Annotated in this window: 13 protein-coding genes; 1 reads left to right on the top strand and 12 read right to left on the bottom strand. The window is 37.8% G+C overall.

The genetic code is table 11. The features are described 5' to 3' along the window. Positions 1-10: 10 nt before the first annotated feature. The 9 genes from J2R98_RS11925 to lipM form a co-directional block, all read right to left on the bottom strand. On the bottom strand, positions 11-1,252 hold the full coding sequence (locus J2R98_RS11925; protein ID WP_307069288.1) for an aminopeptidase: 1,242 nt from the start codon (positions 1,250-1,252) through the stop codon (positions 11-13). A gap of 118 nt (positions 1,253-1,370) precedes the next feature. Beyond that, on the bottom strand, positions 1,371-2,450 hold the full coding sequence (locus tag J2R98_RS11920) for a hypothetical protein (RefSeq protein ID WP_307069286.1): 1,080 nt from the start codon (positions 2,448-2,450) through the stop codon (positions 1,371-1,373). A gap of 81 nt (positions 2,451-2,531) precedes the next feature. Next, a complete protein-coding gene (locus tag J2R98_RS11915; protein WP_307069283.1) occupies positions 2,532-3,338 on the bottom strand; it encodes a TerC family protein in 807 nt (268 codons plus the stop codon). 171 nt (positions 3,339-3,509) lie between these two features. Next, positions 3,510-4,553 (bottom strand): TRAP transporter substrate-binding protein DctP, encoded by a 1,044-nt coding sequence (dctP, locus tag J2R98_RS11910; RefSeq protein ID WP_307069281.1) that lies wholly within the window; start codon positions 4,551-4,553, stop codon positions 3,510-3,512. Positions 4,554-4,589: 36 nt separating this feature from the next. Next, positions 4,590-5,855, bottom strand: coding sequence for a TRAP transporter large permease (locus J2R98_RS11905; protein WP_307069279.1), 1,266 nt, complete (start codon positions 5,853-5,855; stop codon positions 4,590-4,592). 25 nt (positions 5,856-5,880) lie between these two features. Beyond that, entirely contained in the window at positions 5,881-6,486 is a 606-nt protein-coding gene (locus J2R98_RS11900; protein WP_307069278.1) for a TRAP transporter small permease, read from the bottom strand. A gap of 432 nt (positions 6,487-6,918) precedes the next feature. Beyond that, positions 6,919-8,709 (bottom strand): cation:proton antiporter, encoded by a 1,791-nt coding sequence (locus tag J2R98_RS11895; protein WP_307069276.1) that lies wholly within the window; start codon positions 8,707-8,709, stop codon positions 6,919-6,921. A 531-nt stretch (positions 8,710-9,240) separates the two neighbouring features. After that, complete coding sequence (gene lipA / locus J2R98_RS11890) at positions 9,241-10,170, bottom strand: lipoyl synthase (RefSeq protein WP_307069274.1); 930 nt, start codon at positions 10,168-10,170, stop codon at positions 9,241-9,243. A 23-nt stretch (positions 10,171-10,193) separates the two neighbouring features. Continuing rightward, entirely contained in the window at positions 10,194-11,015 is an 822-nt protein-coding gene (lipM, locus tag J2R98_RS11885) for an octanoyltransferase LipM (protein ID WP_307069335.1), read from the bottom strand. Between the two features lie 314 nt (positions 11,016-11,329). Between lipM and J2R98_RS11880 the strand changes: the two genes are divergently transcribed. After that, positions 11,330-11,659 carry a helix-turn-helix domain-containing protein gene (locus J2R98_RS11880; RefSeq protein WP_307069272.1) on the top strand — a complete coding sequence of 110 codons (330 nt, stop codon included), beginning with the start codon at positions 11,330-11,332 and terminating at the stop codon, positions 11,657-11,659. A 40-nt stretch (positions 11,660-11,699) separates the two neighbouring features. Here the strand turns inward: J2R98_RS11880 and J2R98_RS11875 are convergent, their stop codons facing one another. From J2R98_RS11875 to J2R98_RS11865, 3 genes are all read right to left on the bottom strand, one after another. Continuing rightward, on the bottom strand, positions 11,700-12,308 hold the full coding sequence (locus J2R98_RS11875) for a class D sortase (protein ID WP_307069270.1): 609 nt from the start codon (positions 12,306-12,308) through the stop codon (positions 11,700-11,702). 3 nt (positions 12,309-12,311) lie between these two features. Next, positions 12,312-12,908 (bottom strand): LPXTG cell wall anchor domain-containing protein, encoded by a 597-nt coding sequence (locus J2R98_RS11870; protein ID WP_307069268.1) that lies wholly within the window; start codon positions 12,906-12,908, stop codon positions 12,312-12,314. 108 nt (positions 12,909-13,016) lie between these two features. Next, complete coding sequence (locus J2R98_RS11865; protein WP_307069266.1) at positions 13,017-13,547, bottom strand: SipW-dependent-type signal peptide-containing protein; 531 nt, start codon at positions 13,545-13,547, stop codon at positions 13,017-13,019. Between the last annotated feature and the right edge of the window lie 66 nt (positions 13,548-13,613).

Below are 13,613 nucleotides of genomic sequence, written 5' to 3'. Positions count from 1 at the left end.
ATCACCTTAGTTATGCACCTTTAATTGCCCATTCACCATCTTTAATGATTGGTTCTTGATCGCCATCTTTCGTTACGCCATAGACGTTTAGATCTGCTGAACCTACCATAAAGTCTTCGTGAATAAGGCTCGTATTAATACCTTTTTCCTTTAACTCTTCATCTTCTAACTTTTCGCCACCTTCAACGTTCGTCGGATAAGCAGAACCTAACGCTAAGTGACATGAAGCGTTCTCATCGTACAATGTGTTAAAGAAGACTAATTCCGATTGAGAAATAGGTGATGAATGAGGAACTAGTGCAATTTCACCTAAATACTTCGATCCTTCATCTGAATCGAGTAAGTGCTTTAACGTTTCTTCACCTTTACCTGCTTCAAATTCAACGACTTCACCATCTTTAAATGTTAACTTAAAGTCATCGATTAAATTACCATTGTAGTTTAATGGTTTCGTATTTTGAACTGTGCCGTTAACACCTCTGAAGTCTGGTGCTGTAAATACTTCTTCTGTTGGCATATTCGGATTAAATGATGCTCCCGTTTCCGCAACGGCTCCGCCACCTGCCCAAACATGGTTTTCTGGAAGTTTAACTGTTAAATCAACGTATTCAGAGCTATACTCTAATGCATCGTACTGCTTATCATTTAAGTAATCACGAATGTGGAATAACGTCTCATTATGATCTTTCCAAGCTTGAATTGGATCGTCTTGATCAACACGGATAATTTGGAAAATCCGCTTCCATAAATCTTCGACTGCTTTGTCAGCGTCATCTGTATCGAAAATTTTCTTAGCCCAAGCTTCTGTTGGAACAGAGACGATTGACCACTGGATCTTATCATTAATAATATACTTTTTAAAATCTTTCAATGCTTCACTACGTGCTTTACTCGCTTTAGCAACGCGTTCTGCATCAACGTCTTCAAGTAAATCTGGGTTTGGCGCGTGAATGTTAAGCACTGCACCACCATTTTTTGCATGAGTCATTTGTCGTTCTACAACCCAATTAGGAACATGCTCAAGTACACTTAATGGTTCATGGTCATAACGTTTTTTCGTTAACACTTCGTCAATCCAATTTACTTGAACATCTTCTGAACCTGCCTCATAAGCTTCTTCTACAAGATGATGAACAAATTGTCTTGCTTCAATTGGAGCATTAATTAATAATGCTTGTCCTTTTTGTACGTTTACACCCATTTTAATTGTTAAATGAGCATACTTCGATAATTGCTCTTTTGTTGGTACCATTTTGACTTGCCACTCCTTATTGAATGCATTTACTTCATTATTTCATACTATGCCCAATTAAAAAAGTTTTGAATACAAAAACAGCTATGATTAATCAATCACAGCTGTCTGGGACCTTTTACTCAACACTTTTAATCCATTCTAACAAATCCTCTTCTACTTCTTGAATAAACTCAGGAGCGCACGCTTCTTTATAGATTTTCTCAAACTTCACTTGGTGTTCCTTAATCTCTTTTAAAACATCCCTTGCACTTATCATTTCATCTTTATATGCCCCTTTATATCTTTTCAAACGGTCTTGATGAACAACGTCAGGGTTACCATCAACGAACAACTTATATACGTCTAGAACTTCATCTGTAGCTTTCACTGGATCATGCTCATGCGGAGCTGTTGCGTCAAAGATAGCTACACTAAGCTCTCGCAAAATCAGCATATCTAAACTGCCTGGGTCAAACCCACAATGGTAAATCTCGACATCAAATCCACGGTCTTTTGCTTCATGAGCTAATTTGCGAAGCATCGTTGACTTTCCTGTTCCTGATCGACCTTTAACAAAAATTCGTCTATTTAACTGTTCGGTTAATTCCATAACGTAATCGATTGGACCTTGAGGGGTGGCTGCTCCTAAATAGCGGTGTTTAACAGCTCCAGGTTTATTCAAGCGGTGATCAGCTAATAGGTCTTTTAAAAGATCTTCAGTTTCCTTATTTGCCTTCCTAACATTTAAGTAATCAATATAAATTTTTTCAACACGGTGGTGGTGCTCTAAGGCGGTTTGGAAATGGTTAATCGACTCTGCATACAAGCGTTTCACTTCTTCCTGATACTGTACTAGTTCATACTCATGTTCTTTTAAATAATCCGTATCATATCCGTCACCTAAATAAATTAGCTTTTCATATAAAGATGGGTAAACGAGTCGTTTTTGATTCATTTTCGTACGATCAAATACACCGATGCTTAGCGAAGGAATGACAATCCCTTCTAGTTGATCTGGCATTAAATGATTGTGAATGTATTCTATATCATAGTCGTCTGAGTATCTGTTTGCTATGCGCTGAAGTATAGGACTAACAATTGATGTAAAACCGCCTTCGATATAAACAACTCGATCCAACTGCTCGATTAAATTCTCGTAAAAGTTCACATACCCTTTTGCTGTTGTGCCTCCCATGAAGTACCTGTAGTGAACCATAAGCTCCCTCCTTAAACTCCTGTAACATACTATATGAACAGGGAGCTTGGAAAAGAACATTGCCAAGCTACCTAACAAGGTCTACTTTTTCATTTCATGAATTAATTCGTTTGTTTCATCTTCTTCTATCGGTTTTTTACTTGAAGAGAACCAACCGATCACACCAATTAATACTAAAACGCCGTAAAATATAACCTTCCAAAGTGTTGAATGCGCAAAGTCATACGGTAAAATCCCAACATCTTCATGAGCAAGTGTGAAAACAACTAATTTCACACCTACCCAACCAACAATTAAGAAAGCAGCCGTCTCGAGGCCTGGTCTTTTCTTGATCAATTTTACGAAGTAGGTGGCTGCAAAACGCATAATGATTACACCAATTAAACCACCAAATAATATGACGAGAAACTGGCCACCGTCCATTCCACCTATTGCAGGTAATGGTGTTTCAGGTAAAACCATTGCTATGGCGACTGCTGCTAATATTGAGTCTACAGCAAAGGCGATATCCGCTAGTTCAACTTTTAGTACCGTCGTCCAAAAGCCTGATTCCTTTTTCTTTTTTGCCTTTTCAAGCTTTGCTTCTTTACTGTATTGATTCAAAACAAACTTCCGAACAACATGATTACCTGCTATAAATAATAAGTATAATGCACCGATCGCTTGAATTTGCCATACATCTACTAAAAATGAAATGATAAACAGTGAACCGACACGAAAAATAAATGCACCTAACAAACCGTAAAATAGCGCTTTTTTACGTTCTTTTTCTGGGAGGTGCTTAACCATAATTGCAAGTACCATAGCGTTATCCGCCGCTAGTATTCCTTCCAATACAATTAAAATAAGTAAGACCCAACTATATTCTAATAACAAAGACCAATCCATGTTTTACTCTCCTCAGCATATATATAGGAAGCAAAATGCTGATATTATTATCTCCACAATGCTGTTTTCCTAATGAAGGTAATAAATGGTTGGTTTGTTTTGAGTACGTTTGACATTAAAACATGAAAAGAGCAGCACCTATTCGGCACTGCTCTTTCTTTCCACAGATTATTATTCGTGTTCTGCAATTTCTTCTTCAAGCTTATCTAGGATCTCGCCACCAACTCCTGATACTTCAGAACGGTAGAATTCACGAACATCTGTAGCGATATCTCTAAATACTTGACGCTCTTCTTCAGTTAACTCAACAATTTCTGTTGGGTTATCTGTATCTTCTTCAATAATTGTGATGAACTCTTCGTTTTGTCGCTGTTGCTCTTCAAAAATCCAGCTTTGCATCTCTTGAGTTGTCTCATCAACTAGAGCACGAATGTCATCATCTAATTCGTTATACCACTCAGTATTTACTGTTGTCATAGCCACATAGTTGTTATGGTTAGACATTGTCATGTAATCTTGTACTTCGTGGAATGATGCATCACCAATAAAGAAGATTGGGTTTTCTTGTCCTTGAACTGTTCCACGATCTAATGCAGTGTATAGTTCACCCCAACTCATATCCTGTGGGTCTGCACCGTATGCTTCATATGACGCTCGAATTAACGGAGACATTTGAATACGCATTTGGAAATTCTCAAAGTCTTCAGGTGATGTTAGTGGGTGATCATTTGAAGTCCACTGCATTGCACCTTCAGTCCAGTACGCTAGCGGTGAAATGTTATGCTCTTCATAACGCTCACGTAGATCTGTATTTAAAGCTTCACTGTTCGTTAAAATGTCTTGAGTTGTTGCTACATCATCTGGGAATAAGAAATGTAATGCAAATAATTGACCTTCAGATACCATATCACCTGTGAAACCTGGTGACATGACTGCCATTTCTACAGCACCTTGCATTAACTGGTCAACTTGGTCTGTTTCTTCACCAAGGCCACCGAACTCATATACATCAATTTGTACTTCACCATCTGTCTTATCGTACATGCGATCAGCAAATTCTTGTGCATATACATACTGTACTTGCCCTTCTACTTCCTCAGTTACGAAGCGCCAGTTTTGAGATTCATCTCCATCTCCTCCACAAGCTGCTAAAAATCCTAATGTTAGAACCATAGCTAAAGCTAAACCAACATTCTTTAAGTTAAAAATAATCATTACCCCCTAAAAATATATAGTGTTTTATAGTTTCTCTTACAATAATGCAAGAGAAATCTGTGGAAACAGGATTAATATAATCGACATAAGCACCATCATAATAATGAATGGCGGTGTTCCTTTAATAACCTCCATATATGGCCGGTTAAAGACCGCACTCGCGGTAAATATGTCGACTCCAAACGGTGGTGTCGCTGAACCTAACGCCGCCTGGAACGTAATTATAATTCCTAAATGAATTGGGTCGACACCTGCAGCTTCTGCAGCCGGTAAGAAAATTGGCGTTAAAACTAATATAACGACAATCGGGTCGACAAACATACAACCAATAAAGAAGAAAACACTTACAATAATTAATACGTAAAGCGCTGTCGGGTCAGTACCTAAAACTGTTTCAGTTAACATTCTTGGAATATTTTCTAAGTTAATTAAGAATGTAAAGACTTGACCACCTGCTACTAATATGAATACTACTGATGTTACTAAACCAGTAGATAATGCAATGCTTGGAATCCTTTTAATATGGATTGACCTGTAAACTAAAACTTCAAGAATTAAAGCATATAATACCGAAACACCTGCTGCTTCTGTTGCTGTAAAATAACCTGAATAGATACCACCGATTACTAAGATCGGAAACCCTAACGGTAAAATCGCTTTACGGAAAGCTTGAAAACGTTCTTTCCAATCAGCTTTAGTTGCTAAAGGTATATTTTTCATCTTGGCGTAAATAATGCTGTATGTAGCAAAAACTAAAAACACCATTACACCAGGTAAAATACCAGCAATAAATAAGTCACCAATGGACTGCCTTGCAGCTAGTCCATAAATAATTAGTCCAATACTTGGCGGCACTAGTAATGCAACATCACTTGCATTAATAATTAACGCCATTGTGCTTGAATCTTTATATCCTGCACGAAGCATACGCTCACGCATCGGTCGACCAATTGCAACAACTGTTGCCTGAGTCGAACCTGAAATCGAACCAAACATCGTACATGCAGCAGCTGTTGTTACAGCATAACCACCACGAATGTGACGAACGAACGATCCAATAAAATCAAGTAAACGTTCTGAAGTTCTCCCTGATGTCATAATATCGGCTGCGAAAATAAATAACGGTACACACAATAACTCATAAGTACTGATCCCCGTAATTAATTGTGGAACCATCATTGACGTATCCAATAATGGTGAGAAAAAGACCGCTACGATAAAAGGTGCGATAATGAGCGGAATCATCATTGGAAAGTTTAGCATCAGGAGAACAAACATAATACCTAATAACGCTGTTAACATGGTTTGCTCCTCACTTTACCCTTTTTTAGACTTGCAAGTTATCATCTAATTCACGCTTTTCTGGTTCTAAATCGTTATAATCCTTTGCATCAGTTCCGATATAAACCTCTTTATTTACAAGGTTTACAATGGTGTTACGCGTAAATTGAACCGCCCCTGTAAAGAAGCCGATCGGGATAAACATATAAAGAAACCCTTGTTGAACTTCTAGAGCAGTTGTTGTTCTCCCTGAATCAAATACAGTTAATGTATAGTTAAACGAAACATATGATAAATAGAATAAAGTTATAGCTGTGACAGCTGGAATAAAGATCGCCATTGTTTTTCTTACTTTCCAAGGAACAGTATCATATATGGCTGACATACTAATATGACGTCCTTTTCTCGCTGCGTAACTAATCCCCATAAACGTTGCAATGACAACTGCAAACAAAGACACTTCTGAGTGGAACCAAATACTCGGCCCAAACAACTCACGACTAAGAACATTACCAGCAATCATAACAGCAATCACGATGACAGCCCCACTTAAAATAATTTCTTCTAACTTTAAGAAGCCTTGATCTATGATGCGAAGAGCTTTTCCAATCCGTCTAAAAAATGGGCTCTTCCAAAACGAATGATCTTTCACGTTGTTCCTCCTCTGTCTACTAATGACATAGAGTGCCTAATACTCTATTACCCCAAATAAATCATTCCGAAACTTATATTTCTAAAATTTTCTTATATTGAATTATATATGTAAAACTATATTACTAACTTAAATGGTATCGAACAAAAAAGGTTCGTCACAAACGCCGAATTTTCAGAAATATCCTGATTATTCTTGTCATAGTATTGTAGTTTGTATCTATGGCTGTCTATTCTTTTTTATAATTCAATATTCTTTCTATTGTTCGCTCTTCCTTTAAATTTGTAATTTGACTTCCAGATAAATTTCTTATATAGAACAGGATTTTTATTAAACTCAATCAAAACAAATTGGGGTAACATACTTATTAATTAAATTTTAATCCATAAAAAAATCCCTCCTTACTTAATAAATAGTAAGGAGGGACATGATTTATTCTGGTTTAGCTAAACTTATAATTTGATCTCCTACTTCGGCGTTTAAGTTATTTTCTGGTCTAAAGAAACTAATCGAACCGGATTGTCTCACAATCGCCAGTGGGACGTCTTCTTCGCCGAGATCATTTAGGAAGTCATCGTAAGTGTTTGACACTGTAATCGGTGTTTTCTCAAAAATGAAACCATCATTGATTTTTTCGTTAAGAGAAGTCCACGTTATTTTACCATCAAATAGAACTGTACCACTTATATGATGACTTACTTCACTTAAATGGTCACCTTCATTTGTTTGCAATGGTAACTGGAATAAGTGTTCTTTACCGTATTCAGGTTTGAATGTTGCACTTACAAGTGTGTTATAGGAGTCAAACTCGGTCACACTCAACATGTAATCATACGGTGTCATATCTAATTGATACTCCATTTGTTCAGATAAAATCTCTTCATGTTCATAAGGTACATCTGCTTTTGACGCGTGTGTTAATCGACTTGAGGATGCATCAGTAATAATGACTGGCACCCCTAGGTCTTGCAGTGCCTTCGCAAAGTTAGCTGAGAACTTGTTAGAGCCAACAAACAAGACTCCATCTTTAGTATCAGTTGATAAGCCTAACTTGCGAGATAGCCATCCAATTGAAAAGCCGTGAGCTAACACTGTACCGAATACTAAACCGAATGTTAGTGACGTTAAGATTTCAGCATCTTGGAATCCAGCATCAATTAAAACGTTAGCAAAGTAAGCTGATACCGTTAATGCAACAATACCTCTTGGCGCAATCCAACCAACGAGGAGTTTTTCACGGAATTCTAGGTTCGTTCCAATCGTTGATAAGAAGATTGTTAACGGACGAATAATAAATAACATCATTAAGATAAATAGCATAATATTTAGATCAAAAATTGATAATAGTGTTTCGCGATCTAATGATGCTGTTAACATAATGAAAATGACTGAAATGAGTAATATCGAAATATTCTCTTTAAAGTGACGCATATCACTAATAGCTGAAATGTGCATATTCGCAATGGTCATACCCATAACGGTTACTGCAAGTAGTCCCGTCTCGTGCATGATAAAGTCACTTAGGGCAAAGGCCATAATGACTGTCACTAAAACGACTGGTGACTTTAAGAATTCAGGCACTAGACCTCTTTCAAACGACCAGCCAATTCCGTAACCGAAGGCTGCACCAATGATACCAGCTAAGATAGATGCTAATAAGAACATAATAACTGCATCAAATGTTACGGATTCGATCGTTAAGAATTTGATAAACTCAAAAGAGAACACAGCTAATAATGCGCCAAATGGGTCTACGACAATGCCTTCCCATTTTAGAATAGCTGCTGCTCTAGGCTTTAACTTCGCCTGTCTTAAAAGAGGCAAGATTACAGTTGGTCCCGTTACAATGAAAATACCACCAATAACGAACGCAACAGCCCATGATAAGCCAGCTACGTAATGCGCCGCTAATGAACCCAAAATCCATGCTAAAAAGGCACCAATTGTTACAATACGAAAGACTGGCTTGCGCATTCCTTTAATTTCACGGAAATCTAAATTCAAACTACCTTCGAATAATATGATACCAACAGCAATCGAGATTAACGGGCCATAAAGGTCGCCTAAGTCTGCTTCAGGATTGATAACACCGAATACAGGACCAGCTAGTAAGCCAACAATCGCCATGACTACAATTGCTGGTAAACGAGTACGCCATGCAACCCACTGTGACAGCACCCCTAAAGCACCGATGATCATCATAATCATTAATAAGTTTTCCAACACTGTTCCTCCTAACGCTTCTATATTAATTTACACATATTGAATACGTTTATTAGTTAATTCAATAAGGTAAATTCTATTTTTCACACAAGACACCATGCCATTATAATTTTGGAAAAATAGCCCGTCAATCATAAATTTTCAATTGCTGTTTTGCTGGTGTTTGGCGGGGGTTAGAAGTGGTTTGGAGAGTTGATTGTTAGGGAGGTTTCATTTGTGGTTGTTAGGTTTGGATTATTTGGCGCTTGGTCACACTATTTTGGCGCTTGCATACACTTTTTGGCGTTCGTTCATATTGATCGGCACTCGTCACCTATTAGCACACACCAACTTTTATCAGCGTTCAAGATTTTTTATCGGCGCTCAACCTTTTTTATCAGCGCTCGGTCCCAGTTTATCGGCGTTCGCAGTCTGTTTATCAGCGTTCATTCAATTTTATCAGCGCTCATAAAAATTTGTCAGCGTTCATTGTGATGTCCAATCAAAAAAACCGCTATTCTCTAATCCGAGAATAGCGGGAGTTCAACTCAATTATGATACAGGTTGGTTTTTAATATATTGTTCTTCATATTGTTCGCGGCGACGTTTTGATGCTTCACTTACTTGCTCATCTGCGTGGTAAGAAGAACGGACTAGTGGTCCTGCTTGGCAATGCTGGAAGCCTTTTTGGAATGCGATTTTGCGAAGTTCAGCAAATTCTCTCGGCTCATAGTAACGTTCTACTTTCAAATGATTACGTGTTGGCTGTAAGTATTGACCGATTGTTAAAATATCAACATCGTGTGCTAATAAGTCATCCATCGTCTCGACAATCTCTTCTTTCGTTTCACCTAAACCAACCATAATGCTTGATTTAGTCGGTGTATCAGGTGCGATTTCTTTAACACGTTTTAACAATGTTAATGAACGATCATACGTTGCACGGGAACGGACAGTTGGTGTTAAGCGACGGACAGTTTCAACGTTATGGTTGAAAATGTCTGGTCCTGCATCCATTAACATTTTAATATTCTCGTAATCACCTTTCATATCAGAAGGTAATACTTCAACCGTTGTACCTGGGTTACGCTCGCGAATTGCTTTAACTGTTTCAGCGAAAATCGCTGCACCACCATCTTTTAAATCGTCACGTGCTACAGCTGTGACAACTGCATGGCGTAAGTCCATAATTTCTACAGATTCAGCAACACGTTCAGGCTCGCCCCAATCTAACTCAGTTGGAAGCCCTGTATTAACTGCACAGAATCGACAACCGCGCGTACATGTTTTTCCTAAAATCATAAACGTCGCCGTCTTACGAACAGCCCAACATTCATGGATATTCGGACAACGCGCTTCTTCACAAACCGTGTTTAAGTTTTTCTCGCGCATCATCTTTTTAAGTCCGATATAGTTTTTGTTCGTGTTGAGCTTAATTTTAAGCCATTCAGGTTTTCTTACGTATTCTTCTTTTTTACTCACATGTGCCACCCCTTTACGGAAGATTATCTTGAGTAATTCCACTCATCAGTCTCATATTGTTCTTTCATCAACTGTTGAACTTCTTCTTCTTGTTCATCAGTTAGCATATATGGTTCAAAATGGACACCTAACCCTTTTTCAAAACCGTGGAAAAACGCTTTCTCCACTTCTCTAATAGAAGGTTTCCGCCCCATTTCTACTTCCATTGAAGTTGCTTTGTTCTTAAGTATTTGTTTCGCTCTTTCTTTCTTCGATTCATCAGGATAGACGAACATGTCAAACAGCTCATCGAAATTCATGCTGATCGGCACAGAACCATGTTGCAAAATAACACCACGCTGTCTCGTTTGCGCACTCCCCGCTGCTTTCTTTCCATGAAGTACGAGTTCATACCATGACGGTTCATCAAAACAGACCGCTGACCCTGACTGGTTTAGCTTACCTTCTGGAATCGAAAATTCTGCTTCTAACCCAAGTAATCGATAGCCTTCTAACAAACCTTGTGAAATGACTTTGTACGCTTCAGTCACTGTTTTTGGCATGCTTGGATGATCTTCTGAAATAATGATGCTATAAGTTAATTCATCATCATGCAAAACAGCCCGACCACCTGTAAGACGTCGAACGAGATCAAAGCCATATTTTTTTACATTATCAATATGTATTTTGCCTTCTACTTTTTGAAAGTAACCTAAAGACAAACCAGCTGGCTCCCACGTGTAAAAACGTAATGTCGGTGGAATCTCGCCTTCGCTATGCCACTTCAATAGACATTCGTCTAAAGCCATATTGTAAGCAGCTGAATTTACTTTTGAATTAATAAAATACCACGTTTCACTCATTATAAGAGTCACACTTTCTAGACTATTCTGTTTGAAAATTTAAAATTCAAGTGTTAATAATATAACAAAGCTTAGAATTTTTTACCTTTTCCAAACATCTACATCATATCAATAATCTCAAAGGCTGTAAATTGGTGACATCTATAACGTTAACAAATAGGACTTTTAATATACGAACTAAGACATTTGTACGAAAATCATTGCAATTTTCAGCAAATTGCTTAAAATTGAAGAAATAGTTTAAGAAATATGCTATATTATTTGTAGAAATAACACGAATTTGCTCAAATGAATGAGTAGACTAAGGAGTTTTCACAATGATCGGTGAGCGTGTAAAAAATTATCGTAAAGAGGCTGGGATGACCCTAACGCAGTTGGCTGAAGAAGCTGGAATTGCCAAGTCATATTTAAGTGCCATAGAACGAAACATTCAACAAAACCCTTCTATTCAATTTCTTGAAAAGGTCGCCAATGTATTAAACCTTGATGTTGACCATTTAATTAAAGATCCTAAAGAAATGAGCGATGAACCATTAGACCGCGAGTGGGAAAAGCTCGTAAAAGATGCAATGGACTCTGGCGTATCTAAAGATGAGTTCCGTGAATTTCTTGAATTTAATAAATGGAAAAAGAATCAAGGGCACTAAAAAAGCTGGTTGTAAGTATGAATGCTTACGACCAGCTTTTTTATTGAACTTCTTTTGCTTGAACAATAATTCGGTGTGTCGGGTCAATTGTGCAAGTGATTAACGTCACAATCGAATCATCGCCTTGCTCTTCTAAAACAGATACATCTTCAGGTTCAACGATGAGTAAATTATAAACTTCATACTCATACTCACCACCATGAGTTTCAATGACAATTCGATCGCCTTTTTCCACTTCGTCCAGTCGATTAAATAATCTTCCTGATGTACGACTTCTATGAGCTGCAATCCCAGTATTACCTGATTCTCCAAATGTTGCGTCTTTCCCTAAAACTCCTGCTCCAACGTCCAAGTTTTCATCCGTAGCACCTAATAACATCGGCAAGGTTAAATCAATTTTTTCAATATGGATTAATCCAATTGCATCTGTAGTTAACTCATCAGAGGGATTATTAGCCGAATTGTCATCCCCTTCTTCCCTCGCAGGCAATTCCTTATGACTCGAATGTAGTTCAAAAAGCGTGTTTAGTTGTTGGAACTCTTCGACGAGCCCTTGTTCTTGTGCTGAATAGTACTGATTTTGAAAAGAAGGGTAAGCTATGACTGCAATTCCTGCGAGTACAAACAAAACTGCTATAACTTTTCTCACAGCTTAGCCCTCAACAATCGTCTTGGGTCGTTTTTTAGATAAGAGAAGTGCTACACCTATTAACAACAATAGCGCTCCACCAATGTAATATAAGTAAGGAATGCCTTCACCAGTTTGTGGTAAGACGCCTGAAGCAACTTCTTCTTCAGCTACCTCTTCTGCATGAGCCGTTAAGACGAAATTCATATTATTACCTTGATATTCATTACCACTTTCTTTCGGGAAGTGCACTGATAGAGTTAAAGGGACTTCTTCACCTTCAGCTAACTCACCAGCCGCAACCTCTTCTAATCCCGAGAACGAACCTTCATATACTAACTGTTCTTCTACGTACATGTTAACTAATAATTGTTCGTAGAAGTTTTCATCTCCGTCATAATCTAACGTCACAGCATACTCAATGGACGAGTCAGCAACATTTTGCACACTAATCGTCGACTCCTCAGTCTGACCTGGCGCAAAGTTCGTCACTTGAAAGAAACCTTCATCGTCAAATTCAATCAAGCTTTGGCCTTCATCAGCCACCGTCTGAACTGATAGGAATAAAAACAATGCTATAACTATTAGAGTGGAAATAGAGATCTTTATCATTTTGCTCATCTTTTCCACCTCACAAGGTTAATAAACTTGAGGTTTGTAACGATTTAAGGCGTAAGAGCCTTTAGTCGTTAAAACAGCGTGAACTTAAACGTACATAATTAATTCTATTTAATTACTTTCAACCACTTGTGAATAAGTATCTATTAAAATCTCTTCTTCAGTTATTGTGACATCAACATAATAAACTTCAGGGATATCAAACTTAATGTTAGCCTCCCCACCCAGTTCATTGTTGTTAGCGGTTAAGTTAAAGAACATATCCACTTGGGCGTGGTTAGTGAATTGCTGACATTTACCTTCATGTTGGTGATGGTGTATTTCAAATGTGAAAACCTCTGAACTATTAGATAAAATTTCCATTTCTTGACCAAACTTTTCTTCTGGTTTAATTTCTGTAGACCCTTGTTGTAAACCGTCATACGTCATAACAAAATCATTAATATCATAATCTGTTGTGTTCTCAGCTTCGACAACAATATAACAACCATCAGGGCTAAACTCATACCACTCCCCTGCAGTAACAGACCCGCTAGCACTATCAACGGCAGAAAAGTATGCCCATGTTTGCCCACCAATAGAACTAATAGCTAGGATTAAGATGCTTGCCGTTATTAAACTAAAAAATAAATATTTTTTCATGAATAGCACCTCATTATGAATAAGGATAAAGTGACCTTGAAACAGGTCACTTTATTAAACTCTACT

The organism is Alkalibacillus filiformis, from assembly GCF_030814115.1.
GTDB classification, from domain to species: domain Bacteria; phylum Bacillota; class Bacilli; order Bacillales; family Alkalibacillaceae; genus Alkalibacillus; species Alkalibacillus filiformis.
The sequence above is the reverse complement of the archived record's forward strand: the minus strand, read 5'-3'. Positions and strand labels throughout refer to the sequence as shown.